General features: G+C 72.4%; 25 protein-coding genes and 1 tRNA gene. 15 read left to right on the forward strand and 11 right to left on the reverse strand.

Translation table 11 applies throughout. The annotated features are described in order from the left end of the window. The first annotated feature begins 173 nt into the window (after positions 1 to 173). Entirely contained in the window at positions 174 to 1,901 is a 1,728-nt protein-coding gene (locus ACFVGS_RS14050) for an ABC-F family ATP-binding cassette domain-containing protein (protein ID WP_385692583.1), read from the forward strand. Here the strand turns inward: ACFVGS_RS14050 and ACFVGS_RS14055 are convergent. Continuing rightward, on the reverse strand, positions 1,898 to 2,362 hold the full coding sequence (locus ACFVGS_RS14055; RefSeq protein WP_384412367.1) for an ATP-binding protein: 465 nt from the start codon (positions 2,360 to 2,362) through the stop codon (positions 1,898 to 1,900). The two genes, ACFVGS_RS14050 and ACFVGS_RS14055, sit on opposite strands and share 4 nt — an antisense overlap. Before the next feature lie 191 nt (positions 2,363 to 2,553). Here ACFVGS_RS14055 and ACFVGS_RS14060 point away from each other — a divergent pair, with 191 nt between their 5' ends. The 3 genes from ACFVGS_RS14060 (at position 2,554) to ACFVGS_RS14070 (ending at position 4,839) form a co-directional block, all read left to right on the forward strand. After that, entirely contained in the window at positions 2,554 to 3,405 is an 852-nt protein-coding gene (locus ACFVGS_RS14060) for a helix-turn-helix domain-containing protein (protein ID WP_384412364.1), read from the forward strand. An 11-nt stretch (positions 3,406 to 3,416) separates the two neighbouring features. Further along, complete coding sequence (locus ACFVGS_RS14065; protein WP_384412361.1) at positions 3,417 to 3,635, forward strand: hypothetical protein; 219 nt, start codon at positions 3,417 to 3,419, stop codon at positions 3,633 to 3,635. A gap of 229 nt (positions 3,636 to 3,864) precedes the next feature. After that, positions 3,865 to 4,839 (forward strand): acyl-ACP desaturase, encoded by a 975-nt coding sequence (locus ACFVGS_RS14070; protein ID WP_384412358.1) that lies wholly within the window; start codon positions 3,865 to 3,867, stop codon positions 4,837 to 4,839. 135 nt (positions 4,840 to 4,974) lie between these two features. On the opposite strand, the gene ACFVGS_RS14075 is transcribed toward ACFVGS_RS14070, so the two are convergent. Next, positions 4,975 to 5,241, reverse strand: coding sequence for a WhiB family transcriptional regulator (locus ACFVGS_RS14075; protein WP_384412355.1), 267 nt, complete (start codon positions 5,239 to 5,241; stop codon positions 4,975 to 4,977). A gap of 271 nt (positions 5,242 to 5,512) precedes the next feature. On the opposite strand from ACFVGS_RS14075, the gene ACFVGS_RS14080 reads away from it, so the two are divergent. Both ACFVGS_RS14080 and ACFVGS_RS14085 read left to right on the forward strand, forming a co-directional pair. After that, positions 5,513 to 6,280, forward strand: coding sequence for an IclR family transcriptional regulator (locus tag ACFVGS_RS14080; protein ID WP_385692584.1), 768 nt, complete (start codon positions 5,513 to 5,515; stop codon positions 6,278 to 6,280). A gap of 62 nt (positions 6,281 to 6,342) precedes the next feature. Then, complete coding sequence (locus tag ACFVGS_RS14085; protein WP_384412350.1) at positions 6,343 to 7,017, forward strand: TetR/AcrR family transcriptional regulator; 675 nt, start codon at positions 6,343 to 6,345, stop codon at positions 7,015 to 7,017. Positions 7,018 to 7,064: 47 nt separating this feature from the next. On the opposite strand, the gene ACFVGS_RS14090 is transcribed toward ACFVGS_RS14085, so the two are convergent. Both ACFVGS_RS14090 and ligD read right to left on the reverse strand, forming a co-directional pair. Continuing rightward, on the reverse strand, positions 7,065 to 7,937 hold the full coding sequence (locus ACFVGS_RS14090) for an alpha/beta hydrolase (protein WP_385692585.1): 873 nt from the start codon (positions 7,935 to 7,937) through the stop codon (positions 7,065 to 7,067). Between the two features lie 151 nt (positions 7,938 to 8,088). Beyond that, positions 8,089 to 9,105 carry a non-homologous end-joining DNA ligase gene (gene ligD, locus ACFVGS_RS14095; RefSeq protein ID WP_385692586.1) on the reverse strand — a complete coding sequence of 339 codons (1,017 nt, stop codon included), beginning with the start codon at positions 9,103 to 9,105 and terminating at the stop codon, positions 8,089 to 8,091. Between the two features lie 74 nt (positions 9,106 to 9,179). Between ligD and ACFVGS_RS14100 the strand changes: the two genes are divergently transcribed. The 3 genes from ACFVGS_RS14100 to ACFVGS_RS14110 all read left to right on the forward strand — a co-directional run bounded on the left by ACFVGS_RS14100 (position 9,180) and on the right by ACFVGS_RS14110 (position 13,087). Then, complete coding sequence (locus ACFVGS_RS14100; RefSeq protein ID WP_385692587.1) at positions 9,180 to 10,238, forward strand: ATP-dependent DNA ligase; 1,059 nt, start codon at positions 9,180 to 9,182, stop codon at positions 10,236 to 10,238. 342 nt (positions 10,239 to 10,580) lie between these two features. After that, positions 10,581 to 10,835: a hypothetical protein gene (locus ACFVGS_RS14105; RefSeq protein ID WP_384412459.1), complete on the forward strand. Its 255-nt coding sequence runs from the start codon at positions 10,581 to 10,583 to the stop codon at positions 10,833 to 10,835. A 158-nt stretch (positions 10,836 to 10,993) separates the two neighbouring features. Continuing rightward, a complete protein-coding gene (locus ACFVGS_RS14110; RefSeq protein WP_384412340.1) occupies positions 10,994 to 13,087 on the forward strand; it encodes an MDR family MFS transporter in 2,094 nt (697 codons plus the stop codon). Between the two features lie 82 nt (positions 13,088 to 13,169). Here ACFVGS_RS14110 and ACFVGS_RS14115 read toward each other — a convergent pair whose 3' ends face one another. The 3 genes from ACFVGS_RS14115 to ACFVGS_RS14125 all read right to left on the reverse strand — a co-directional run bounded on the left by ACFVGS_RS14115 (position 13,170) and on the right by ACFVGS_RS14125 (position 14,890). After that, positions 13,170 to 13,694, reverse strand: a complete 525-nt coding sequence (locus ACFVGS_RS14115) for a YchJ family protein (RefSeq protein WP_384412337.1) — start codon at positions 13,692 to 13,694, stop codon at positions 13,170 to 13,172. A 128-nt stretch (positions 13,695 to 13,822) separates the two neighbouring features. Then, on the reverse strand, positions 13,823 to 14,416 hold the full coding sequence (locus ACFVGS_RS14120; protein WP_385692588.1) for a GNAT family N-acetyltransferase: 594 nt from the start codon (positions 14,414 to 14,416) through the stop codon (positions 13,823 to 13,825). Between the two features lie 87 nt (positions 14,417 to 14,503). Then, positions 14,504 to 14,890 (reverse strand): VOC family protein, encoded by a 387-nt coding sequence (locus ACFVGS_RS14125; RefSeq protein WP_385692589.1) that lies wholly within the window; start codon positions 14,888 to 14,890, stop codon positions 14,504 to 14,506. Between the two features lie 17 nt (positions 14,891 to 14,907). On the opposite strand from ACFVGS_RS14125, the gene ACFVGS_RS14130 reads away from it, so the two are divergent. Together ACFVGS_RS14130 and ACFVGS_RS14135 are read left to right on the forward strand one after the other, a co-directional pair. Then, entirely contained in the window at positions 14,908 to 16,251 is a 1,344-nt protein-coding gene (locus ACFVGS_RS14130) for a 6-phospho-beta-glucosidase (protein ID WP_385692590.1), read from the forward strand. 58 nt (positions 16,252 to 16,309) lie between these two features. Further along, positions 16,310 to 18,208, forward strand: coding sequence for a M64 family metallopeptidase (locus tag ACFVGS_RS14135; protein ID WP_385692591.1), 1,899 nt, complete (start codon positions 16,310 to 16,312; stop codon positions 18,206 to 18,208). 69 nt (positions 18,209 to 18,277) lie between these two features. On the opposite strand, the gene ACFVGS_RS14140 is transcribed toward ACFVGS_RS14135, so the two are convergent. From ACFVGS_RS14140 to ACFVGS_RS14150, 3 genes are all read right to left on the reverse strand, one after another. After that, entirely contained in the window at positions 18,278 to 19,102 is an 825-nt protein-coding gene (locus tag ACFVGS_RS14140; protein ID WP_385692592.1) for an SAM-dependent methyltransferase, read from the reverse strand. 75 nt (positions 19,103 to 19,177) lie between these two features. Next, positions 19,178 to 19,414 carry a DUF397 domain-containing protein gene (locus ACFVGS_RS14145; protein ID WP_015037566.1) on the reverse strand — a complete coding sequence of 79 codons (237 nt, stop codon included), beginning with the start codon at positions 19,412 to 19,414 and terminating at the stop codon, positions 19,178 to 19,180. Then, positions 19,415 to 20,290 carry a helix-turn-helix domain-containing protein gene (locus tag ACFVGS_RS14150; RefSeq protein ID WP_384412319.1) on the reverse strand — a complete coding sequence of 292 codons (876 nt, stop codon included), beginning with the start codon at positions 20,288 to 20,290 and terminating at the stop codon, positions 19,415 to 19,417. A 257-nt stretch (positions 20,291 to 20,547) separates the two neighbouring features. Here ACFVGS_RS14150 and ACFVGS_RS14155 point away from each other — a divergent pair, with 257 nt between their 5' ends. From ACFVGS_RS14155 to ACFVGS_RS14165, 3 genes are read left to right on the forward strand one after another with little or no spacing between them, the layout of a single operon-like run. After that, positions 20,548 to 20,976 carry an ATP-binding protein gene (locus ACFVGS_RS14155; RefSeq protein ID WP_384412457.1) on the forward strand — a complete coding sequence of 143 codons (429 nt, stop codon included), beginning with the start codon at positions 20,548 to 20,550 and terminating at the stop codon, positions 20,974 to 20,976. A gap of 5 nt (positions 20,977 to 20,981) precedes the next feature. After that, entirely contained in the window at positions 20,982 to 21,437 is a 456-nt protein-coding gene (locus ACFVGS_RS14160; protein ID WP_384412454.1) for a hypothetical protein, read from the forward strand. Between the two features lie 31 nt (positions 21,438 to 21,468). After that, positions 21,469 to 22,212 (forward strand): class I SAM-dependent methyltransferase, encoded by a 744-nt coding sequence (locus ACFVGS_RS14165; protein ID WP_384412316.1) that lies wholly within the window; start codon positions 21,469 to 21,471, stop codon positions 22,210 to 22,212. 99 nt (positions 22,213 to 22,311) lie between these two features. On the opposite strand, the gene ACFVGS_RS14170 is transcribed toward ACFVGS_RS14165, so the two are convergent. Continuing rightward, positions 22,312 to 22,396, reverse strand: a tRNA-Leu gene (locus ACFVGS_RS14170). Between the two features lie 302 nt (positions 22,397 to 22,698). Between ACFVGS_RS14170 and ACFVGS_RS14175 the strand changes: the two genes are divergently transcribed. Further along, positions 22,699 to 23,976, forward strand: a complete 1,278-nt coding sequence (locus ACFVGS_RS14175; protein WP_384412451.1) for a DUF2254 domain-containing protein — start codon at positions 22,699 to 22,701, stop codon at positions 23,974 to 23,976. The last annotated feature ends 36 nt before the right edge of the window (positions 23,977 to 24,012 follow it).

Below are 24,012 nucleotides of genomic sequence, written 5' to 3' on the forward strand. Positions count from 1 at the left end.
GCGTGCCGCCTTGCCGCCGCGTGTGCCGTCCTCGACCTCGGCGTACGAGCGCTGCCCCGTACCGGTCCTCCCCGGCCGTCCTTGCCGGCCCCTTCCGACCGATCCGGCTTCCGCCCGCGTCCCGGTGTCTCACGCGTTGCCCCTGACCACGCATCGCAACCCGGGAGGCTTCCATGGCGACCCGCCCCACCTTCATCACCTGTACGTCCCTGTCCTTCTCCTGGCCCGACGGGACCGCCGTCCTCGACGACTTCCGGCTGGCGGTCGGCCCCGGCCGGACCGGCCTGGTCGGTCTCAACGGCTCCGGCAAGTCGACCCTGCTCAAGCTGATCGCCGGCGAGCTCACGCCCTCGGCCGGCACCGTCCGCATCGCCGGCGAGGTGGGGTACCTCCCGCAGAACCTGGTCCTGAACACCGGACTGCGGGTCGACGAGGCCCTCGGCATCGACACGACCCGGGCCGCCCTTCACGCCATCGAGTCGGGCGACACCGCCGAGGAGCACTTCGCGGCGGTCGGCGACGACTGGGACGTGGAGGAGCGGGCGCTGGCCGTGCTCGACCAGCTCGGTCTCGGGCACATCGGCCTCGACCGCACGATCGGCGAGATCTCGGGCGGCGAGTCCGTGCTGCTGCGACTCGCCGCACTGCTGCTCGCCCGGCCCGACGTGCTGCTGCTCGACGAGCCGACCAACAACCTGGACCTGCACGCGCGGCGCAGGCTCTACGAGGCGGTGGACGCCTGGTCGGGAGTCCTGGTCGTGGTCAGCCACGACCGTGAACTCCTGGCGCGGGTCGACCAGATCGCGGACCTCCGGGAAGGCGAGGTCACCTGGTACGGCGGTGCCTGGTCGGACTACCGGGCCGCGCTCGCGGCCGAACAGGACGCCGCCGAGCGGATGGTGCGGGTCGCCGAGGCGGACGTCCAGCGCCAGAAGCGTGAACTCCAGGAGGCTCACGCCAAGTTGGCCCGGCGCAGGCGGTACGCGCAGAAGAGCTACGAGAACAAGGTCGTTCCGAAGATCGTCGCCAACAACCGCCGGGCGGCGGCCGAGGTGTCGTCGGGCAAGCACCGCGCCCTGCACGCCGACCGGCTGGCCGAGGCGCGCTCGCGCCTCGACGCGGCCGTGGAGGCGGTACGGGACGACGACGAGATCCGCATCGAGCTGCCGCGCACCACGGTGCACCCGGGTCGGGAGGTCCTGCTGCTGCGCGACCTGGAGATGCCGTACGGGGCGCGGGTCGGCGGGGAGTTCGAGCTGCGGGGGCCGGAGCGGGTGGCGCTCCTCGGCCGGAACGGGGCCGGGAAGACGACCTTGCTGCGCACGATCGCGGGTGAGCTCGCGCCGGTCGCGGGCGAGGCCGCGGTGCGGGTTCCGATGCGCTTCCTGCCGCAGCGGCTCGACGTGCTGGACGACGAGCGGAGCGTGGTGGAGAACGTCGCCCGGTTCGCGCCGGGGGCCACGGTCAACGAGATCCGGGCGCGGCTCGCCCGGTTCCTGTTCCGCGGCGCCCGGGCCGATCGGCCGGCGGGGACGCTGTCGGGCGGCGAGCGGTTCCGCGCGACGCTGGCCGCGCTGCTCCTCGCCGAACCCGCTCCGCAGCTGCTGCTGCTCGACGAGCCGACGAACAACCTGGACCTGGCGTCGGTGCGCAGTCTGACCTCCGCGCTCGACGCCTACGAGGGGGCGCTGGTCGTGGTGAGCCACGACGTGCCGTTCCTGGAGTCGCTGGGGATCACCCGCTGGCTGCGGCTCGACGGTGAGCTGCGGCCGACGACGGCCGAGGCCGTGCGGGTGGAGGATCCGTCGGCGTACGTCCCTCGGGAGGAGGACTCGGGGGACGTGGATCCTCGTCCGGCGATGCCGCAGGCGGTGAACACCCGCGTGGGGTCACACCGCTAGCGGTGGAGCAAGGCCCAGGACTTGGTGCCGCCGCCCGGCGTGAGGACGGGGGCGAGGCCCCAGTCGCCGCCGTGCTCCTCGACCGCCGCGGCCAGCAGCCACATGCTGCGGCTGCGGCGGTCGCGGCATTCCTCGGCGGTGGCGGGTGTGTCGTGTGCCGGGTGCTGGTCGTACAGCACGATGCGCAGCGCCTCGTACTGCCAGCGCACCCGCAGGATCATCTCGTGGTCGGGGGTGAAGCGGTACGCGGCGGAGACCAGCTCCGAGGCGGCGAGCACGGCGGTGTCGACGAGTTCGGCGAGGCCGTGGCGGGTCAGCAGGGTCCGGACGTTCTCGCGGGCGAGTCCGGCGCAGTAGGCGCCCCCGGGTAAGAGGATCGAATAGCTGAGGTTCTCGGTGGCGGGAGGTACGGGTCCGGCCGCGGCTCGAGCGGCCGGAAGGCAACGCAATGCGCCCTTCATCAGGTTCTGCTCACATTTCCTGTGGTGTGGGGGTGCTCACAGCCGAAAGCGATAGCCCCGTGTGAGACTGGCGCTACCGACCGTAGCGTAGAACCGGAGCACAGTGCTACTACTTGCCAGTACTCGCTGGCACTTATGCGGTTCCGGCCGTTTCTCCGGGATTCACCCGGAACCGAAGGGGGAGATCGAGCGTGCCACCCAGGAGCACCCCGACCGCGCGCCAGCAGCGCCTCGGGCAGGAACTGCGCAAGCTGCGCGAGCAGTCCGGCATGTCCGTCCAGCAGGCCGCGGCCCTCCTGGGCGTCGACCGCACCCGCATCCCGCACATCGAGTCCGGCCGCTTCGGCATCACCCCCGAGCGGGTCCGCACCCTGGCCTTCAACTACGGCTGCCCCGACACCGGCCTGGTCGACCTCCTCGCCGCCATGGCCCAGGAGCGGGACCGCGGCTGGTGGGAGCAGCACCGCGGACTGCTGCCGCCCGCCCTGCTCGACATCGCCGAACTCGAGTTCCACGCGCACGAGTTGGTCACCTCGGTGACCACGCACATCCCCGGGCTGCTGCAGACCGAGGAGCACGCGCGGGCGGTGTTCGACACCGCCGTGCCCTCGCTGCCGGAGCGGGACCTGGAAGCCCGGCTGGCACTGCGGCTGCGCCGCCAGGACGTACTCGACCGCGACCGGCCGACGCGGTACGAGGCGGTGATCCACGAGGCCGCGCTGCGCATGCGGTTCGGCGGCCCGAAGGTCGCGCGGGACCAGCTGGAGCACATCCTGGAGCGCTCGGAGCGGGAGACGATCACCGTGCGGGTCATCCCGTTCACCGCGGGCGGTTTCCCCGGGGCCGGCCAGTCGTTCACCTATGTGTCCGCGCCCGTCCCGCAGCTCGACACCGTGCAGCTCGACTCCTCCCACGGCTCCATACTGCTCGACACGGACATGCAACTGCGCCGCTACCGCGGCCTGTTGGAGCGGCTGCGCGGACTCTCGCTGCCGCCGTCCGCCTCCCGCGACTTCATCCGCACCATCGCCCAGGACCTGTGAGGGACCTCCACATGAACGCCACCCACGACTCCGCCGCACCCCGGGACATCACCTGGAACGAGGCGTTCTGCAGCGAGGGCGCCAACTGCTTCCGCTTCGGCGTCGACGGCACGGGCCGCGCCTACATCGGCTCGACGCTGACCCCCGACGCGTACGTCACCGACTCCGTCGAGGCGCTGCGGGCCCTGATCTCCGCCGTGAAGGCGGGGGCCGCCGACCATCTGCTCTGAGTAGCCGCCCGGGCACCCCGGCGCGACCGAGCAGGGGGCGCACCGGCGCGTGACCTGGGTCTCCCGCGCCCCTCGCACGCGCCGCGTGACCCGGTCACATAACCGAACGTAACCGGACATCGCCGAGACGGGCTTGGCCACCGCCTTATGGGGCCTTTAACCTACGGTCTCGTAACCTACGAATCCGTAGGTAGTTCCGTATGCCCTTCTCCGCCCCCAGGAGTTCCCCGTGACGCTCACTTCTCCCCACCTCGGCAGCTCGGCAGGGTGGACCGACGCGCGGCTCCTGTACGCCCTGGAAGAGGTCGTGGAGAAGGAGCTCGAGCGGCACCTGAAGGTCACCAAGGACTGGATGCCGCACGAGTACGTGCCCTGGTCCGACGGCCGGAACTTCCCCGGCTTGTTCGAGGACGGCGAGGCCTGGGACCGCTCGCAGTCGAAGGTCACCGACGTCGGCCGGATCGCGCTCGTGGTGAACCTGCTCACCGAGGACAACCTCCCGAGCTACCACCACGAGATCGCCACCCTCTTCGGCCGGGACGGCGCCTGGGGCACCTGGGTGCACCGCTGGACCGCGGAGGAGGGACGCCACGGCATCGTCATGCGCGACTACCTGCTGGCCTCACGCGCGGTGGACCCGGACGAGCTGGAACGTTTCCGCATGGCACACATGAGCGAGGGATTCGAGTCCGACAACCGGCACTCGATGCTGCACTCGGTCGCGTACGTGGCCTTCCAGGAGCTCGCCACCCGCATCTCCCACCGCAACACCGGCCACCAGTCCGGCGACCCGGTGTGCGACCGGATGCTCGCCCGCATCGCGCTGGACGAGAACCTGCACATGATCTTCTACCGCAACCTGCTGGGAGCGGCCTTCGAGATCGCCCCGGACCTCACCATGCAGGCGGTGCGGGACGTGGTCGTCGGCTTCCGGATGCCCGGCCACGGCATGCCCGGCTTCGAGCGCGCGGCGGCCCAGATGGCGATCGGCGAGATCTACAACCTGCGCATCCACCACGACGACGTGCTCCAGCCGGTCCTCCGCTTCCTCAAGGTGCTCCAGATCGAGGGCCTCGGCCCGGACGGGCTGCGCGCCCAGGAGGAGCTGGGCCTGTACATGGACGGCCTGGACAGCGAGGCGCGCAAGTTCGACGAGCGGCTGGCGGCGCGCAAGGCGCGGATGGCGGCCCGGGCCGCGGGCTGAACCGGCCGGGCGCCGGCGGCGACGGCAGCGGCGGCGGGCGAGGCCAGGGGCGAGCCGGGGCACCGAGCGGGGCGCGGACTCCGGCCCTGCCGGAGCACCTGAGCGGGGCGCGGGAGGCCGGCTCTGCCGGAGCGGTCAGCCCCGGCGGCGCTTGAGCCGGATCCGCTCCTTCTCCGAGAGCCCGCCCCACACGCCGAAGCGCTCGTCGTGCGCCAGCGCGTACTCCAGGCAGGCGACGCGCCCCTCGCAGGCCCCGCACAGCAGCTTGGCCTCGCGGGTCGAGGAGCCGGGCGCCGGGAAGAAGAACTCCGGCCCGGCCTGGGCGCACAGCGCGTCCTGCTGCCAGGAGAGGTCGTCGGCCAGGAGGGTCTGCGGGGCGGAGGGCATGGTGTCGGTCTGCATGGGAACCAGGCTGGTCCGGCGTCCTAAACGCGCCATCAACGTCCGATCAACGTGCTTCGCGAAAGCCGTCAACACGGCGCGCCGGGGCGCGCAGGCCGCCGTTTTCGGCCATTTCCCCTCCCGCCCCTCGGCCTCGCCCCCCTCACCTGCCTCGCCCGACCGGGCCACCGACGCCCCACCGCCTCCCACGGCGTGGGAGGGCTCGTGAACGGTGTGTTTCCGGCGCCGGATCCCGGCCGGACGCCCTCCCGTCATGTGGCAGCGTGAGGTCATGACCACCCAGGCCCAGCCCGCCCCCGCGTCCCTGTCCGCCTCCGTGCCGGCGCCGGCCCCCACCGGCTCGCCCGCGGGGGCGCAGGCCGTCCGCCGGGCCCTGGACGTCCTGCACTGTTTCCACGACAACGGCCCCGACCCGACCGCCTCCGACCTCGCGCGCCGGCTCGGTCTGTCCACGTCCACCGCGCACCGGCTGGCCAGGACCCTGCTCGCCGCCGGTTTCCTGGAGCAGGACGCGCGCACCGCGCGCTACCGGCTCGGCCCGGCCGTCACGGAGCTCGGCCGGCTGTCGTACCACCAGCGCGGACTGCACCTGGCCGCCCCCGAGCTGCGCGACCTCGCCGAACGCACCGGCACCACCGCGGCCCTGGCCCTGCGCAGCGGGGCCCACGCGGTGATCGTGGCGGGGGGCACGGTCACGCCGAAGGCGGGCCTGCGGCGCCCGCTGCGCTTGACGGCGCCCGGCAGGGTCCTGCTCGCCTGGCCCGGGGACGGTGAACCCGCCCCGCCGGACGGCGAGTCGGCGCTCGTACGGGAGCATGGCCACGCCCTGGACGACGATCCGGGCCGGGGCGAGCGCACGCTCGCGGTGCCCGTGCTCGACCGCTCGGACCGCGCGCGCTTCGCGCTGGCGGTACGGGCCGCTCCTCCGGCGCTCTCCGGCACCCGGCTCGACCGTCTGCTTCCCCAGGTACGGGCCTGTGCCAGGGCCTTGGAGGTGCTGCTGCTCACGCCCGGTGAGCGGCGGGTCCCGGAGGCGTAGGACCCGGCGCGTACCGGGCCCGAGAACTGTCCGCACGATCGTGCGGACAGTACGATGGGCGCATGACAGGCAGCACGAAGACGGACGGGCGCGTCGAGCGCGGCAACCAGACCCGGCGGCTCGTCCTGGGCCGCACGATGGACATCGCGTCCGTCGAGGGCCTGGAGGGACTGTCGCTCGGACGGATCGCCACCGAGCTGAAGCTGAGCAAGAGCGGGGTCTTCGCCCTGTTCGGCTCCAAGGAGGAGCTCCAGCTCGCGACGGTCCGGGCGGCCACCGCCGTCTTCGCACGCCAGGTCGTCACGCCGCTGGCGGACCTGCCGCCGGGCCCCGGCCTGGTGTGGGCGCTGTGCCGGAACTGGCTGGCGTACTCCTCCGAGCGGGTGTTCCAGGGCGGCTGCTTCTTCTACGCGGTCTCCGCGGAGTACGACGCGCGGACGGGCCCGGTGCACGACGCCGTCGCGCAGGCCCGCCGCGACTGGGTCGCGTACGTGGAGCGGGCCGTCGAGGAGGGCCGCGCCGCGGGCGGCTTCGTCGAGGACGTCGACGCGCCGCAGCTCGCGTTCGAGATCATCGCCCTCATGGAGTCGGCCAACGCCCAGTCCGTGCTCCTCGGCGACCCCTCCGCCTACGCGCGGGCCGAGCGGGGGATCGCCCGGCGGCTGCGCGCCGAGGCGACCGACGGGGCACGGGCCGAGATCGACGCCCCGGCGGACCTGAGGGCACCCAAGGACTGACAGGACGGGAACGACAGAAAGGCCGGGAAGGATGTCCGCCGCGCGCTTCAGCGGGCGGCGACCGCCTTCTGTCGCTCGGCCGTCACGAACTCGACCGCCTGCGCGACGATCTGAGGGTCGCTCAGAATCCGTCGGTGACCGAGGCCTCGGGTGACGACCAGGCGAGCACGCCCGGCGTGTGCTTCGGCGAGGACGTGCGCGTGCGGGAGCGGCACCATGTCGTCGGCCTCGTCGTGGAAGAGCAGTACGGGCGCGTCGAGGTCCTCGGGGCGCCAGGCGGCCTCCAGGTGCTCCCAGACGCCCGGCTCGTCCGGGGCGAGCCGGCGCTCGACATGGCGACGCATCGCCCCCATCGCGCGGTCGCCCATCCCGAAGGCGCCCTGGAACCAGGCGGTGAGCATCGCGAACGAGCCCACGCCCGAGATCCCGACGAAGCGCCCGGCGCGCACCCCGTCGCGCAGCGCGAAGAGGGCCGCGCTGACACCGAAGGAATGGGCGACGACGGCGTCGAAGTCGCCGTGCAGGGCATGCAGTTGGCGGATGATCGCGCGGTACTCGACGATGTTGCCGGCCCGGCCCGGCGCGTCACCGTGGCCGGGCGCGTCGAAGGCGACGGGGCTGTAGCCCCGGTCGAGCAGTGCCTCGGCGAAGGCGGCGAGGCGCGAGGCGCGCGAGGACCAGCCGTGGACCAGCAGCACCGGCCGTCGCCCGTCTCCCCACGCGTAGGTGACCGCCTCCTTCTCGCCGACGCGTATCCGGCCGACCCGGGCGGCGGCCATGAGCGGCTCCTCGGCGGTTTTGACGCGGGCGCGGCCGGCGGGTCGGACGAAGAGGTGGAAGACGGCCCGCCCGGCGAGGGCGGGAGCGATGTACGCGGCGGTGTTCAGCGTCGTGCGGACCAGCAGGGCCTTCGGAAACATGCCGGATCTCCTCGGTCGTCCTCGATACGAGAAAATGTTAGCACGACCGTTCGTGTTGTTTTTGGTCGCGACCACGCCGCCGTGCGGACGCCGCAGCGCCCGCACCTCCACCGCCCGGTCGGCGACCCCCGGCCATCCGGCGCCCCGCCTGCTACTCCTTCTTCGCCCGACTCGGCTGCACCCGCTTGGGTTCGCCCGGCATCTTCGGGTACTCCGGCGGATAGGGCAGATCGCCGAGCCCGTGGTCGGCCTCGTCGCGGCGGGCGAGTTCGAGCAGCGACTCCAGGCTGTAGCGCTGGTCGTCCATGTCCGCGTGCACGTCCCCGAGTTCGGCGTACCGGCCCGGCATCGTGCGGATGTCGAAGTCCTGCGGCACGGCGTCGTCGACCTCCTCCCAGCGCAGTGGCGCCGAGACGGGCGCGTGCGGCCGGGGACGGACGGAGTAGGCGGAGGCGATGGTGCGGTCGCGGGCGGTCTGGTTGTAGTCGAGGAAGATCCGCTCGCCGCGCTCCTCCTTCCACCACTTGATGGTGACCCGCTCCGGCATCCGCCGTTCCAGCTCCCGGCCGCAGGCGATGGCGGCCCGTCTCACCTGGGTGAAGGTCCACTCGGGCAGGATCGGCACGAAGACGTGGAGGCCCCGCCCGCCGGAGGTCTTGGGCCAGCCGCGCAGCCCGTGCTCGTCCAGGACGGCGCGCAGTTCGTGGGCGGCGCGGACGGCGTCGGCGTAGTCGGTGCCGGGCTGGGGGTCGAGGTCGAGGCGCAGTTCGTCGGGGTGGTCGGTGTCCTCGCGGCGTACCGGCCAGGGGTGGAAGGTGACGGCGCCGAGATTGGCCGCCCACAGCACGGCGGCCGGTTCGGTGGGGCACATCTCGTCGGCCGAGCGGCCGCTGGGGAAGGTGATGTGCGCCGTGGGGATCCAGTCCGGCAGGTACTTGGGCGCGCGCTTCTGGAAGAAGGACTCGCCGGTCACGCCGTCGGGATAGCGCTCCAGGGTCGTCGGCCGGTCGCGGAGGGCGCGGGTGATGCCGTCGCCGACCGCCAGGTAGTAGGAGACCATGTCGAGCTTGGTGTAACCGGTCTCGGGGAAGTACACCTTGTCCGGATTGGACACCTTCACGGTCCGGTCGCCGACCTCGAGTTCCACCGCTGCCGCCTTGCCTGCCATGCCGGTCAGCCTAGGTCGGCCTCACATGACGCGCATATCGGGACGAATCACCACGGGACTCCTAGACTCGCGCCATGGACCTGCCGGTGATGCCGCCCGTGAAACCGATGCTGGCGAAGGCCGTCAAGAAGATCCCGCCCGGCATGCAGTACGAGGCCAAGTGGGACGGCTTCCGCGCCCTGGTGCACCGTGACGGCGCGGAGGTCTTCATCGGCAGCCGCACGGGCAAGCCGCTGACCCGCTACTTCCCCGAGCTCGTCGACGCGTTCCTCGGCCGCCTTCCGGAACGCTGTGTCGTCGACGGCGAGATCGTCATCGAGCACGACGGACGGCTCGACTTCGACCGGCTCACCGAGCGGATCCACCCGGCCGACTCGCGGGTGCGGATGCTGGCGGAGACGACGCCCGCCCGGTTCGTGGCCTTCGACCTGCTCGCCCTCGGCGACGAGGCCTTCCTGGACACCCCGCTAGCCGAGCGGCGCACGCGCCTGGAGAGGGCGCTCGCCGGTGTCACTCCCCCGGTCCACGTCGCACCCGCCACGACGGACGCGGAGCTGGCCGCGAGCTGGTTCGAGCAGTACGAGGGCGCCGGCCTCGACGGCGTGATCGCCAAGCCCCTCGACCTGCCGTACCGCCCGGACGAACGCCTCATGTACAAGATCAAGCACGAGCGCACGGCCGACGTCGTCGTGGCCGGATACCGATTCCACAAGAGCGGGCCCGTGGTCGGCTCCCTGCTGCTCGGCCTCTACGACGACCGCGGCGCCCTCCAGCACGTCGGCGTGTGCGCGGCCTTCACCGCCAGGCGCCGCGCCGAGCTGATCGAGGAGCTGGCCCCGCTGGTCATGGACCCGCCCACGGGACATCCGTGGGCGGCCTGGGCGGACGCGGCGGCGCACGAGGCCTCGCGGCTGCCGGGCGCGCCCAGCCGCTGGTCGGGGAAGAAGGACCTGTCCTGGGTGGCGCTGCGGCCCGAGCGGGTCTGCGAGGTGGGTTACGACCACATGGAGGGCGACCGCTTCCGGCACACGGCCCAGTTCAAGCGCTGGCGCCCGGACCGGACGCCGGAGTCCTGCGGTTACGGGCAGCTGGAGGAGCCGGTCTCGTACGAGCTCGGCGAGATCCTCTCGTAGCTCCGCTCGTGGTTCCGCGTCCTCCTCCGGGCCGCACGGAGATCGTTCCGCCTCGGGGCCGACGTGAGATGCCCCACACCGGGTTTGGCGGCAACGGTCATTTCCCGTCCTGCCGTTCGACGGACTGATGCTCGATCGGGTCGGGAGACCCGGTCGCACCTGCGGGAACGTCCGGTGGACCGGCGGGGCCTTCCGCACGCCTCGCCGAGGGCCGGCCGCGGGTGTTGCCGGGCGGTGACGGGGCCTGCATCGAACCGGCACCCCCATCCGGTACGTATGGAAGTACGTACGGACGAGAGAAACCCTCTCGCCGCCCCACGAGCCCCACAAGGACCGACCGTGATCGCCTCGCCCTCGACCCTCGTCCCCGTGCCGATCCCCGACCGCGTCGCCGCGCTGATCGGATCCTGCCTGCCGCTGCACGTGCTCCAGGCCGAGGTCGACGCCGACTGCGCGGCGCGCGAGGTCTACCGCTTCCGGGGACCGCTGTGCGCGGAGGACCGGGCGGACCGGGAGCACGCGCTGGCCGCGCTCGCCCGCGCCAACAAGATCCTGGCCAAGCACCACCCGAAGCTGCCGGTACGCCCGGACTGCTGACGCGGCGACCGCCGGGCACGCGACCGCAGGGCCGCGCAGCACGCAGCACGGCGCGGCACCGCACGCCCGCCGGCCGCGTCCCACAGCCGCCGGCCGCACCGCACCGGTTCGGGCGTACCCCACATGCGGGACACGGCCACCGGTGTGACCCTGCGAGAGTGACCACCACCAGCGAAGCAGCGCCCGCGCCCCCCGCCGCCGAGCCGCCGGTGCTCGACAGCCGCCGTCGCAACATCGTCTTCGGCACGATCATGCTCGGCGTCCTCCTCGCCGCGCTCGACCAGACGATCGTGGGCACCGCCCTGCCGACGATCGTGTCGGACCTCGGTGGCGCCGCCCACATGTCCTGGGTGGTCACCTCGTACCTGCTGGCGGAGACCGTCGCGACCGTCCTCGTCGGCAAGTTCGGCGACCTGTTCGGCCGCAAGGTCGTCTTCCAGATCTCGGCGGTCGTCTTCATCACCGGCTCGTTCCTGTGCGGTCTCGCGACCAACATGACGCTGCTCATCGTGTGGCGCGGTCTGCAGGGCATCGGCGCCGGCGGTCTGATGGTCACCTCGATGGCGCTGATCGCCGACGTGATCCCGCTGCGCGAACGCGGCAAGTACCAGGGCGCGATCGGCGCCGTGTTCGGCGTCTCGACCGTCATCGGACCCCTGCTCGGCGGCCTGTTCACCGACCATCTGAGCTGGCGCTGGGCGTTCTACGTGAACGTGCCGATCGCGATCCTGGTCGTGATCGCGGCCGCCCGCACGATCCCCTCCGTGCGTTCCGCGAGCCGGCCGGTCATCGACTACATGGGCATCGCCCTGGTCGCCGTCGGCTCCAGCGCGCTGATCCTGGCGACGAGTTGGGGCGGCAACGAGTACGCGTGGGGCTCCGGCGTCATCATCGGCCTCTTCGCCGGCGGGCTGCTCGCCCTCGCGGCCTTCTGCTGGGTGGAGACCCGGGCGGCCGAACCCATGCTGCCCATGCGGCTGTTCCGCAACCCGGTCTTCACCGTGTGCTCGGTGCTCAGCTTCGTCGTGGGCTTCGCGATGCTCGGGGCGATGACCTTCCTGCCGACGTACCTGCAGTACGTGGACGGGGACTCGGCGACGATCTCCGGCATCCGCACGCTGCCGATGGTCGTGGGCCTGCTCATCGCGTCGATCTTCAGCGGCAACGTCGTCAGCAAGACCGGCCGGTACCGGATCTTCCCGATCCTCGGCTGCCTGGTGATGGGCCTCGGTCTCTACCTGCTCTCCCTGATGGGCCCGGACACCAGCACGTGGCTGGAGTCGCTGTACATGTTCGTGCTCGGCGTCGGCATCGGCCTGTGCATGCAGGTGCTCACCATCGCCGTGCAGAACACCGTCGACTACGCGGACCTCGGCACCGCCACCTCGGGCGTCACCTTCTTCCGTACGCTCGGCAGCTCCTTCGGCACCGCCGTCTTCGGCACCATCTACGCCAACTCCCTCAAGCCCAACCTCGCGGAGGGCGTCGGCGAGGCCTCGGCGGTCGCGGCGGGCCTCGGGCTGGACCCGGCGGCCCTGCCCGGCGCCGCGCAGAGCCCGGCCGGGGTCCACGGGCTGCCCGACCGGGTGGCGGAGCCGATCGTGCAGGCCTACGCGGACACGCTGCACACCGTCTTCCTGTGGACCGTGCCGGTGGCGGCCGTGGGCTTCGTCGTGGCGCTGTTCCTCAAGCAGGTGACGCTCCGCGACACGGCCCGCGCCTCCGCGCCCGACATGGGCGAGGGCTTCGCCTCGCCCACCGCCACCGGCGACTCCGCCAAGCTGCTCGAACTCTCCGTCGGCCGGATCATCCGCAGGACCGACCTGGACACCGCCCGGCGGATCGTCGACGCCTCCGACACCCGGCTCGACATCGCGGGCGCGTGGGCGGTGATGCAGGTGGAGCTGTTCACCCGGCTGGTCGGCCACGCCAGCCTGGGGCTGATCTCGGCGGGGCGGCGGGTCCCGCCGGAGGTGCTGCTGCCGGTCTTCGACCGGATGGTCGACGAGGGCTTCCTCACCCGGCACGGCAACCTGCTGTCGCACACCCCCGCCGGCAAGCGGGAGGCCGACGTCATCACCAGGGCGTGGGGCGACTGGCTCAGCGACCGCATCGAGCAGGAGCGCGGCCGGCCCAGCGGCCCCGAGCTGCGGGCGGCGACGGACGCCATCGCGAAGAAGCTGATCGCGGAGGACCTGGCGCAGGGCCTGCCGCGCAGCGAGCGGGAGCCGGTGGGAGCGGTGGCCCGGTGAGCGGCGCTCCGGGAGGCGGAGCCGGTGAGCCCCGCCGGCTCGGCGGGTCCGGCGGGTCCCGCGGCCCTGCCGCAGCCGCGGATCAGTCGAGGAAGTCGCCGTCCACGTACACCCAGGCACCCTCGTGCCGGGTGAACCGGCTGCGTTCGTGGAGCTCGCCCGGCGCGCCGTCGTGCGTGAAGCGGGCCCGGAAGGTGACGGTGCCGCGCTGGTGGAAGGCCGTGCCGTCGCCGGTCTCCTCGATCTCCAGCCCCGTCCACCGCAGTTCCGGGTCGAAGTCGACGTCGGCGGGCCGGGTCTCCGGTGCCCACGTGCGCAGCAGATAGGGCTCGTCGCGGACGACGAACGCGCTGTAGCGGGAGCGCATGAGCAGTTCGGCGGTGGGCGCGGTCCCCGGCCCGGCGTGGAAGCGGCCGCAGCACGCGCCGTACGCCGCCGGCAGTCCGCACGGGCACGGCGAGTCGGCGGTGACGGCCGGCGCGGCGGCGGTCCGCGGCCGGCCGGAGGAGGCGGAACCGGTCGTACGACCGGATGAGGCGGAATCGGTCGTACGGGCGGTGCGTGCGGAGCCGGTGGGGCGGGCGGGGCGGGCCTTGCGTCGGGACATGCGCCCATTGTCGCGTGACCGCCGCCGCCCGCCCCACCGAGGGCCGGTCCGGCCGTGATCCGCCGGACCGGCCGCCGTGGCCGTGGTCGTGGCCGTGGCCGGCGCGTAGGCCCTGAGACGCCGCGGGATCAGCGCGGGTCGCGCCACATCCCCCACAGCACCGGGCCGCCGCCCGGCAGCGCGAACTCCTCGCGCACGGTGAAGCCGAAGTGCTCGTACACCGGGAGGTTGGCGGCCTTGGAGGACTCCAGGTAGACCGCCTGCCCCGCCGCGTCGGCCTGGGCCAGGCCGGAGCGGAGCAGCGCGGCGCCCTGCCCCTTGCCCTGGGCGGCGGGCGCGGCGCCGATCAGCGCGAGCGACCAGTGCGGCTCCCGCGGCGTGTGCTCGGCGGCCGTCTCGACGGCCTCCTTGAACAGTCCGGCCCGGTCGCCCAGGATGCCGATGAGTTCCTGGATGGTGTCCGCGTCGGGCACCGCCTTCTCCTGCGCCTCCGTGGGCACCCAGAAGGCGGCCGCGGCGTCGGTGCGCTCGCACACGCCGTTGAGCAGGTACTGCCGGGTGAAGAGGGTCGAGAAGTAGCGGCCGAGGGTGGCCTCGCGGGAAGCGGCCTCGGGGAAGAACCAGCGCATCATCGGGTCGTCGTCGAAGGCCAGGGCCAGCGTGCGGCTGATGTCCCCGGCGTCCTCGATCACTGCCTTCTTGGGCATGCTCGTGTTCGCCATGCGGACATTCTGACCTCAAGCGATCTTGAAACGGTCAGCGGGGGTACCCGGGGCGAAACGGGCGTCCCCCGGGGCCAAAGGCACCTGCTACGGCCGGTACCGCAGCGGGTGGTCCGCCGGGACCTCCACCACGGCGATCCGTACGCCGTCCGGGTCGGCGAGCCACATCTCGACGAGGCCCCAGGGTTCGGTGACCGGCTCGCGCAGCACCGTCACGTCCTTGTCGCGCAGTTCCTCGTGGGCCGCGTGGACGTCGGCGACCTGGAGCCAGAGCCGGATCCCGGGCTCCGGCGGCGGGGCGGCGGCGCGGCCGGAGAGTTCGAGGAAGCCGCCGCCGAGGAAGTAGACGGTGCCGCGGTCGGGACCGGTGCCGAACTCGCGGTAGACGGCCAGGCCGAGGGTCTCGCCGTAGAAGCGCCGGGAGCGCTCGGGATCGGTCGGGCGGAGCAGAATCCTGCTGCTCAGTACCTGCATCCGAGTAGCGTACGGGCATGAGACTGACGATTCTCGGAGGCGGCGGATTCCGGGTGCCGCTGGTGTACGGCGCCCTGCTCGGCGATCACGCCGAGGGGCGGGTCACCCATGTCACGCTGTTCGATCCGGACCCGGAGCGCCTGTCGGCGATCGCGCGGGTGCTCGCCGAGCAGGGTGAGGGCGTGGCGGACGCGCCGGCGGTGACCGCGACGACCGATCTCGACGAGGCGCTGCGCGGGGCGGACTTCGTGTTCTCGGCCATCCGGGTGGGCGGGCTCGCGGGCCGGGCCGCCGACGAGCGGATCGCGCTGGCGGAGGGCGTGCTCGGCCAGGAGACGGTGGGCGCGGGCGGCATCGCGTACGGGCTGCGGACGCTGCCCGTGGTGACGCACATCGCGCGGCGGATCGCCGAACTCGCCCCGGACGCCTGGGTCATCAACTTCACCAACCCGGCGGGGATGGTCACCGAGGCGATGTCGCGGATCCTCGGCGACCGGGTGGTCGGCATCTGCGACTCGCCGGTGGGTCTGGGCCGCCGGGTGGCGCGGGCGCTCGGCGCGGCGCCGGACGAGGCGTGGATCGACTACGTGGGCCTCAACCACCTGGGCTGGCTGCGCGGGTTGAAGGTCGGCGGACATGACATACTGCCGCGGCTCTTCGAGGACGACGCGCTGCTCGGCTCGTTCGAGGAGGGCAGGCTCTTCGGGACGGAGTGGCTGCGCTCGCTCGGCGCGGTCCCCAACGAGTATCTGCACTACTACTACTTCAACCGCGAGGCGGTGCGCGCCTACCGCGAGGCGGAGCGCACCCGCGGGGCCTATCTGCTCGACCAGCAGGCAGGTTTCTACGAGGAGATGGGCAAGACGGACACTCCGCCCCTGGACACCTGGCACCGGGTCCTCGCCGACCGCGAGGCGACCTACATGGCGCACAACCGGGAGGCGGCCGGGGTCGGCGAGCGCGACGAGGCGGACCTGGAGTCGGGCGGCTACGAGAAGGTGGCGCTGGCCCTGATGCGGGCCATCGCGCGCAACGAGCGGGCCACGCTGATCCTCAACGTCCGTAACCGGCACACCCTTTCGGTGCTCGACGCGGACGCGGTGATCGAGGTGCCGTGCTTCGTCGACGCGGCCGGCGCCCATCCGGTGTCGGTGGATCCGCTGCCGTACCACGCGGTGGGTCTGGTCACGGCGGTGAAGGCGGTGGAGCGCGAGGTGCTGGCCGCCGCGGAGAGCGGTTCGCGGGAGACGGCGGTGAAGGCCTTCGCGCTGCACCCGCTGGTCGACTCGGTGACGGTGGCCCGCCGGCTGGTCGACGGATACACGGCCGAGCACGCGGGGCTTGCGTATCTGCGTCGCTGACATGGACGGCTGACGAACATCTTTACGGGGTCGGGGGCGCGGCCTAGGCTCGCGCCCCATGACTTCACTGCGACGCAGGGGTGTGCGAAGAGGAGTTGCCCGGCTCGCCGCGGCCTGTCTGCTGGCCGCGGGTCTGGTGAGCACGGGATCCTCGGCCGTCGGCAGTACGGCGGCCGGCGAGGTGACCGGGGCGGCTGTCGTTCCGGTCCAGACGACCGGGCCGGCGGACAAGCGGTTCAACCTGGTGCTCATGGGCGACGGCTACACGGCCGCGGAGCTGCCCCGGTTCCGGGCGGACGTGGAGCGGCATCTGAGCATGCTGTGGAGCATCGAGCCGTTCGCCTCGTACCGCTCGTACATCAACGTGTGGGCGGTGGAGCTGCCGTCGAACGAGTCCGGCGTGGACTGCGATCCCTCGCTGGACGCTCCGGCCCGTGACACCGCCCTCGACATGGGCTTCTGGGGTGGCTGCAATCCGGACAGCGTGCAGCGTCTCCTCACGGTCGACGGCCGCAAGGCCGCCGCTGCCGCCGACCTGGTGCCGGGCACGAGCAGCGCCAACCGGCAGGTCGTGGCCCTCGCGAACAGCTCCACCTACGGTGGCGCGGGCGGGAGTTACGCGACGGCGTCCGGAGGCAACGCGCTGTCGGCGCTCATCACCCCGCACGAGATAGGCCATTCGCTGGGCAACCTGCAGGACGAGTACGACTACTACGCGCGCGGGGTGCCGGGCGGCGCCTACGCCGGCGGCGAACCGTCCTCCGTCCACCACACGCTCCTGACGGAGCAGCAGATGCGTGACCAGCGGGCCAAGTGGTGGCGCTGGCTGGGCGAGGAGAGCGAGTCCGGTGGGGTCATCGGCCGCCACGAGGGCGGCCTGTACAGCACGAAGGGCGTGTGGCGGCCGAGCCGGCACTCGATCATGAAGACCCTCGGCTACGCCTTCGACCAGGTCGAGCGCGAGGTGATGGTGCGGGCGATCTCCGCGAAGGTGAACCTGGTGCAGGACCACACGCCCACCGAGCGGCCGCTCGGGGCGGACCGGACGGTGTGGGTGGACACGCTGCACCCGGTGGGCGGTGAACTGGCCGTGGAATGGCGGCTCGACGGCCGTCCGCTGACGACCGGCGGCGCCCGTACGGTCGACCTGCGCACCCTGGGCCTCTCCCCCGGGCGTACGTACGCGCTGACGGCGACGGTCACCGACCCCACGCCGTTCGTCCGCGACCCGGCGGTGCGTGGCTCGGCGGCCCTGACCCGTACGGTGAGCTGGACGGTGAACCCGGCGCTCGGCACGCCCGAGGACACCACGCCCGCGGCGTTCACCGGTCACACGGCGACCACGGCGCCCGTGGGCGCGCGTTCGGTGGTCCACGCCGACACGACCCATCCCGTCCGCCGCGTCCCGGCCGTGTCCTGGTCGCTGGACGGCCGGCCGGTGTCCAACCCGGGCAACGACCGCGACCTGGACCTGCGTGCACTGCGGCTGACCCCCGGCACGCACTCCCTGACCGCCCGAATAGCGGGCACGGACCGGGAGTTGAGGTGGACGGTCGACGCGCTGGCCGCCTCCGCCTCGTACGAGCTGTCGCCGCCGCTGCGCACGGTCCGGCGGCCGGGCCAGCCCGTGGAGTACGTCTACGACGGCCCGTTCACCATGCGGCTGGCCGCCCGGGACGACCAGGACGGCGCCGTGGTGAGCCAGTTCCGGGTGGACGGCGACGGCTGGTACACGTACTACGGCTGGCCGACGGACGCCGGCGCGCCGTTCCTCTTCTCGCCCTCGGGCACGGTGATCGACGACCTCGTGTACGGCAAGCTGGGCCGGAGCCGCGCGGTGCCGTGGGACGACGCCACACCGGACTACGGCACCCACACGGTCGAGTACCGCACGGTCGACGCGGCCGGGAACGTCGGCCGGGCGCAGAGCTTCCTGGTGACGCTGGTCCGACCGTAGGGCAGGGCACGACGAGAGGCCCCCGCCGGTGCGCCGGCGGGGGCCTCCCTCGTCGTACGGGTGACGGGGTCAGCGCTTGCGGCCGACCGCCGCCCAGCCGGGGATCGGGTCGTCGCCCTGGACCGGCACGGGCTCGCCCAGCTCCGGGTGCCACTCGGCGGTCAGGGACACACCCGGCTCGACGAGCTCGAGGCCGTCGAAGAAGGCCGCCAGCTCCTCGCGCGAGCGCGGGCGCAGGGTCAGGCCGCGCGCCTTGTACATGGCGGAGGCCTTCGCCGCGCCCTCGGGGTCGAAGTCCCCGGTGACGTGCGAGAGGACGAGGTAGCTGCCCGGGGCGAGCTTGTCGACGATCTTGGCGACCAGGTCGTACGCGCCGTCCTCGTCGCCGACGAAGTGCAGGAGGGCGAGCATCGACAGGGCGATGGGCCGGTCGAAATCAAGGACCTTTCCGGCCCTTTCGAGGATGACCTCGGGGTCGCGGGCGTCCGCCTGGATGTACTCGGTGGCCCCTTCCGGGGTCGAGCGCAGCAGCGCGGCGGCGTGCGCGAGCACGATCGGGTCGTTGTCGCAGTAGACGATCCGGGACTCCGGCGCCGCCTCCTGCGCGATCTGGTGCAGGTTGGGCTCGGTCGGGATCCCGGTGCCGACGTCCAGGTACTGACGTACGCCGTGGGCGCTGAGCCAGCGGATGGCGCGGTGCATGAAGGCCCGGTTGACGCGGGCCATGTCCCGGCCCCGGGCGTCGACGGTGAGGAGCTGACGGGCCATCTCCTCGTCCACCGGGTAGTTGTCCTTGCCGCCCAGGAACCAGTCGTACATGCGCGCGGGGTGCGGCTTGCTGGTGTCGACGCGTATCTCGCCGCGCGGGGATGCGGCGGGTTCCTGGCTGGTCATCGGCTCTCCTCGGCGGCGGACGAACGGTGGCGCTTACAGCAAGAGTTACGCGACGGACGGGGCGGGGCGGAAGGGTCAGGTGAGCAGGAAGTCAGCCTGACCGGATTTGGCCCCCTGGATGAACGCGGCGATCTCGCCGTGGGTGTAGATGAGCGCGGGTCCCTCAGGGTCTGCGGACTGTCGCACGGCGACCCTGCCGTCGGCCAGCTTCATGGCCTCCACGCAGTTGCCCCCGTTCCCGCCGCTCCACGGCTTGTGCCATCCCTCGGCACCGAGCTCGGCGGCGGGCATGCCGTTGTATATGCGATCCATTCACAGCTCCTTGCGGAGATCCCGGAGGATCTCCTTCGTGCGTTGTGCAGTCGCGGCCTGGGCCGCCATGCGGTCCATGACCTCGAGGTGGGAGGCCACCTCGGGGCGCGCGTCGAGGTAGACGGCGCCGGTCAGGTACTCGCTGTAGACCATGTCCGGGAGTTCGGGCATGGCGAAGCGGAAGAGGACGAACGGTCCGTAGGTGCCGGGGTGGTGGCCGGACGCGTACTCCGCGATCTGCAAGGTGACGTTCGGCAGCTCCGACGCTTCGAGCAGCCGGTCGAGCTGGTCGCGCATCACTTCGGGCCCGTCGCCGACCGGTCGGCGGAAGACGGTCTCGTCCATGATCACCCAGAACTTGGGCGCGTCCTCCCTGGTGAGCAGGGACTGGCGCTCCATGCGGAGGGCTACATGGCGCTCGGTCTCCTCGGCCGCGTCCTTGGCGCTGCCGACGCCGACGGCCCCGCTGCGCAGGATGGCGCGGGCGTAGTCCTCGGTCTGCAGCAGACCGGGGACGAACTGGGGCTCGTAGGCCCGGATGAGGCTCGCGGCCCCCTCCAGGCTGACGTACATGGAGAACCAGCTGGGCAGCACGTCGTGGAACCGCTGCCACCAGCCGGGGAGGTTGGCCTCCTCCGCGAGGGCGACGAAGCCCTCCGCCTCGGAGTCCGTGACGCCGTACGCCTTGAGCAGGAGCTGGACGTAGGGAATCTTCAGCGCGACCTCGGCGGTCTCCATGCGACGGATCGTGGCCGGAGCCACCCGGAGGATCCTGGCGGCCTCCTCCCGCTTGAGGCCGGCCCGCTCACGCAGATCCTGCAGACGTCTGCCGAGGACGACCTGTCCCACCGTGGGGGCGGACCGCGGCTCGCTCACTCTTCAGACCTCCCCGACGCGCTGTTTCGACGAGTGTGCCACGAGGCCCGTCCAGAGAGAACACCGCACTCTGCAATTTTCAGAGTGCCACTTGCCAAGTGTCCGCGTCGGGAGCACAGTATTCCGGTGAACCAGTACGCATGCCGTCGTGCGCTTCGCCGCGCCGGTATGCGTACGGCACTCCTGCCCACAGTTGTGAGGATCCGGTCGTGGCTTCTGGTAACGCGCACTCCTCAGGTCTCATGAGCGCCCGCGTCATGACCCAGCGCCCACGGCCGCACGCCGAGTTCCGCCGCTTCGCCTTCGAACTGCCCGCGCGCACCGCGTCCGTCGCCCGGGCCCGCAGACTCGCCGAGGAACGCCTCATCCTCTGGGGCTGCGACCCCGAGATACGCGACACCGTCGCCCTCGTCGTCTCCGAACTGGTCACCAACGCCGTCGTGCACACCGCCAGCGGACGCGTCGTCTGCGAACTGCGCGAGGGCGAGGAGCGCCTGCGGATAGCCGTGCGCGACGAGGGCGGCCCCGCGGGACCGCACATCCGCGACTGCGGCGAGGAGGAGCGCGGCCGCGGACTGATCCTGGTCGACGCCCTGTGCGCCGCCTGGGGCGCGGACCGCACCGGCCACGGAACGGCGCAGATCGTCTGGGCGGAACTCGCGCACGGCATGGGAGAGCCGTGCTGAGGTCGATGGCGACGCTGCTCGTCCCGCGCGCCCGCAAGAGCCGCGCGAACGCCTCCGCACCCTCCGGAAACCCCTCCTCCCTCTCCTCCTCTCCCGTCGGCGTGACCCGGCTCCCCGTGCCCGTCGACCTCCCGGCCACCCTGGGCTGCGACGCCGTCGGCGTCCCCGCCCGCTACGGCTTCCGCATCCTGTCCCGGCTGCCCGCCAAGGGCTGCGTCTACGCCGACGCCGACTGGTGGTGGTGGCTGGTGCCGGCCGGCTCCGACCTCGACCTCACCTGGCCGCTCCCCGCCTGCTACGCGCCCGGCGCGGTGATCCCGGACCGCCGGCCACGGCTGATCCACCATCCCGACGGCGGCTCCCCCTACACCCCGCCCATCCCCCTCTACCTGCTGATCTGCCAGCTGACCGGCACCGCCCCGGCGTGGAGCGTGCCGCCGCAGGTGAGCAGCGCGCTGTGAGCGGGCGCGCGCGAGCCGTAGGGTCGGGGGCATGTTCTCCCCCGAGGGCCCCACGCTCCGCGAACTGACCCGTCAGGCGCTGTCCTCCGTCGAGCACGGCTACGACCTGCTCGCCGCGAAGTTCGACGCCACACCGTTCCGCACCCCGGACCGCCTCCTGACGGCGGTCGCGGACACGCTGGAGCCGCTCGGCCCCTTCGAGTCGGGTCTGGACGTCTGCTGCGGCACCGGCGCGGGGCTCTCGGTGCTGCGTTCGGTGTGCGCGGGCCGGACCGCCGGGGTCGACTTCAGCGACGGGATGCTCGCCGAGGCCCGCCGCGCCCACCCCACCGCGACCCTCGTCCGGGCCGACGCCCTGGCCCTGCCCTTCGCCCCCGCCTTCGACCTGGCCGTCAGCTTCGGCGCCTTCGGGCACTTCCTGCCCGCGGAGCAGCGCACCCTCTTCGCCCAGGTCCACGCCGCCCTGCGGCCCGGCGGCACCTTCGCCTTCCCGCTCCCGGCGCCACCGCCCGTGGGCTCCGCCCCGTACTGGATGCTGTGGGGCTTCGACGCGGTGATGCGGGTGCGCAACGCTCTGTGGCGACCGCCCTTCGTCATGTACTACCGGACGTTCCGGCTCGCCGACGTCCGCGACCGTCTGGAGGGCGCCGGCTTCACGGTGGAACTGCTGCCGGTCCGGTCCCTCGGCGTACGGGACGACGGCAGCCCGCGGTGCCGGCTGGTGGTGGCCCGCAAAGGCCTGGAACACGACGGTGTGGTGACCGGCACCCGCTGAGGCGGCCCGTCCCGCGATCGCGCCGAGGCGACCCGTACCGCGACGACGAGGCGTGAAACGCGGAAGGACCCCGACATCCGTCGGGGTCCTTCCGTCTTGTGTCCGAGGGGGGACTTGAACCCCCACGCCCGATAAAGGGCACTAGCACCTCAAGCTAGCGCGTCTGCCATTCCGCCACCCGGACCAGGTGTCTCGCCGCCCCGGGTGTTCCCCGCGGCGACATGGATAACTCTACCAGGGGTTCGAGGTGGCTTTCACCAGCGTTTCCCGTGGTCAGTGCGGCGCGGCCGCCCTCCCGCCCTGGCCCGCCCCCGAACGGTCCGCGATGCCGGGCGGGACCCGGTCCCGTCGTCCGGGCGGGCGTACAGGGTGTCGCCGTCCGCGTACACGGAGTGGAGACGGCGGAGGACTAGCCTGCGCGAGGTGAGCCAGCTTCCTCCGCCTCCGCCGCTTCCGCCCCGCACCGCCCGCTATCCCCGGCCGCGGATGCTCTCCCCGCTGCGGGAGCACCTCCGGGACACCTTCTGGTTCGCCCCCGTCGCCACCATGGCCCTGGTCGTCCTGGTGTGGTGGCTCTGCGACGGGACCGACCGGGCGATCGTCGACGCGCTCCGGGAGGAGGGCGAGTACGAGGCACTGGGCGACCTCGTCGGGATCGCCGAGGACGCGAAGACCGTGGTGACCACCGTCAGCTCGGCGATGATGACCTTCATCGGTGTCGTCTTCTCCATCTCGCTGGTCGCGGTGCAGATGGCCAGCGGACAGTTCAGCCCCCGGGTGGTGCGGATCTTCATCCGCAGCCGGATCACCAAGGCGACCTTCTCGGTCTTCCTCGCCACCTTCGTGCTGTCGCTGCTCGTGCTCACCTCGTACGAGAGCGAGACCGACCCGCGGTACGTGACCAGCGTGCCGCTGGTGCAGTCGATCGTGACGCTGGCGCTCGTCGGGCTCAGCCTGCTGCTCTTCGTGGCGTACGTGAACTCGACGCTGCGCCTGATGCGGGTGGGCCACGTGGTGGACCGGATCACCCAGGAGTCGTTCCGGGTGCTGGCGAAGATGCCCTGGTACGAGGGCGGGGGCGGCGACCTCGGGCCGGTGACCGGACACGTGGTGCACCGGGGTCGGGCCGGGGTGCTGCGGGACGTGAACGTGGTGCGGTTCGTGCGGGTCGCGCGGCGGCACGGTCTCGTGCTGCGGCTGCTGCCGCGGACCGGGGACTTCGTGGTCCCGGGAACCCCGGTCCTCGCGGTGCACGGCGGGGCGGTGCCGAAGGGGCTCGGGATCTCCGTGTCGGTGGGAATCGAGCGGACCTTCCACCAGGATCTCGGCTTCGGACTGCGACAGCTCTCGGACATCGGGCTGCGGGCACTGTCACCGGCCGTCAACGACCCGACGACCGCCGTGCAGTGCCTGGACCGGATCGTGCAGTTCCTGGCGGCGCTCGCCCACCGGCCGCTGGGCGCGGTGGAGTACCGCGAGGGGCGGGACGGCCGCGGGCCGGTCCGGCTGGTGCAGGACGTGCCGGAGTGGACGGACCTGGTCGATCTGGGCTTCGCCGAGATCCGGGGCGCCGCCGGGACGAGTCCCCAGGTGTCGCGGCGGATGCTGGCGGGGCTCGACGACCTCCTGTCGATGGTGCCCGACGAGCGCCGTGAGCCGCTGCTGCGGCACCGCGCGCTCCTGGTCGAGCTGGTGGAGCGCGCGGTGCCGGCGGCCGCGGACCGGGCCTTCGCCCTGGAGGCGGACCGCCAGGGCATCGGTTAGCCGGTCAGCGCTCGTCCCTCAGGGAGGGGAGGGCCG

The sequence above is a fragment of the Streptomyces sp. NPDC127114 genome (assembly GCF_042677525.1).
In the GTDB taxonomy this organism is placed as follows: domain Bacteria; phylum Actinomycetota; class Actinomycetes; order Streptomycetales; family Streptomycetaceae; genus Streptomyces.

Excerpts from the sequence above, each read along its gene's own strand:
- ACFVGS_RS14050 (WP_385692583.1), top strand. The coding sequence starts at position 174 with ATGGCGACCCGCCCCACCTTCATCACCTGTACGTCCCTGTCCTTCTCC.
- ACFVGS_RS14055 (WP_384412367.1), bottom strand. The coding sequence starts at position 2,362 with ATGAAGGGCGCATTGCGTTGCCTTCCGGCCGCTCGAGCCGCGGCCGGA.
- ACFVGS_RS14065 (WP_384412361.1), top strand. The coding sequence starts at position 3,417 with ATGAACGCCACCCACGACTCCGCCGCACCCCGGGACATCACCTGGAAC.
- ACFVGS_RS14075 (WP_384412355.1), bottom strand. The coding sequence starts at position 5,241 with ATGCAGACCGACACCATGCCCTCCGCCCCGCAGACCCTCCTGGCCGAC.
- ACFVGS_RS14080 (WP_385692584.1), top strand. The coding sequence starts at position 5,513 with ATGACCACCCAGGCCCAGCCCGCCCCCGCGTCCCTGTCCGCCTCCGTG.
- ACFVGS_RS14085 (WP_384412350.1), top strand. The coding sequence starts at position 6,343 with ATGACAGGCAGCACGAAGACGGACGGGCGCGTCGAGCGCGGCAACCAG.
- ACFVGS_RS14090 (WP_385692585.1), bottom strand. The coding sequence starts at position 7,937 with ATGTTTCCGAAGGCCCTGCTGGTCCGCACGACGCTGAACACCGCCGCG.
- ligD (WP_385692586.1), bottom strand. The coding sequence starts at position 9,105 with ATGGCAGGCAAGGCGGCAGCGGTGGAACTCGAGGTCGGCGACCGGACC.
- ACFVGS_RS14100 (WP_385692587.1), top strand. The coding sequence starts at position 9,180 with ATGGACCTGCCGGTGATGCCGCCCGTGAAACCGATGCTGGCGAAGGCC.
- ACFVGS_RS14115 (WP_384412337.1), bottom strand. The coding sequence starts at position 13,694 with ATGTCCCGACGCAAGGCCCGCCCCGCCCGCCCCACCGGCTCCGCACGC.
- ACFVGS_RS14120 (WP_385692588.1), bottom strand. The coding sequence starts at position 14,416 with ATGGCGAACACGAGCATGCCCAAGAAGGCAGTGATCGAGGACGCCGGG.
- ACFVGS_RS14125 (WP_385692589.1), bottom strand. The coding sequence starts at position 14,890 with ATGCAGGTACTGAGCAGCAGGATTCTGCTCCGCCCGACCGATCCCGAG.
- ACFVGS_RS14130 (WP_385692590.1), top strand. The coding sequence starts at position 14,908 with ATGAGACTGACGATTCTCGGAGGCGGCGGATTCCGGGTGCCGCTGGTG.
- ACFVGS_RS14135 (WP_385692591.1), top strand. The coding sequence starts at position 16,310 with ATGACTTCACTGCGACGCAGGGGTGTGCGAAGAGGAGTTGCCCGGCTC.
- ACFVGS_RS14140 (WP_385692592.1), bottom strand. The coding sequence starts at position 19,102 with ATGACCAGCCAGGAACCCGCCGCATCCCCGCGCGGCGAGATACGCGTC.
- ACFVGS_RS14145 (WP_015037566.1), bottom strand. The coding sequence starts at position 19,414 with ATGGATCGCATATACAACGGCATGCCCGCCGCCGAGCTCGGTGCCGAG.
- ACFVGS_RS14155 (WP_384412457.1), top strand. The coding sequence starts at position 20,548 with ATGACCCAGCGCCCACGGCCGCACGCCGAGTTCCGCCGCTTCGCCTTC.
- ACFVGS_RS14160 (WP_384412454.1), top strand. The coding sequence starts at position 20,982 with ATGGCGACGCTGCTCGTCCCGCGCGCCCGCAAGAGCCGCGCGAACGCC.
- ACFVGS_RS14165 (WP_384412316.1), top strand. The coding sequence starts at position 21,469 with ATGTTCTCCCCCGAGGGCCCCACGCTCCGCGAACTGACCCGTCAGGCG.
- ACFVGS_RS14175 (WP_384412451.1), top strand. The coding sequence starts at position 22,699 with ATGCTCTCCCCGCTGCGGGAGCACCTCCGGGACACCTTCTGGTTCGCC.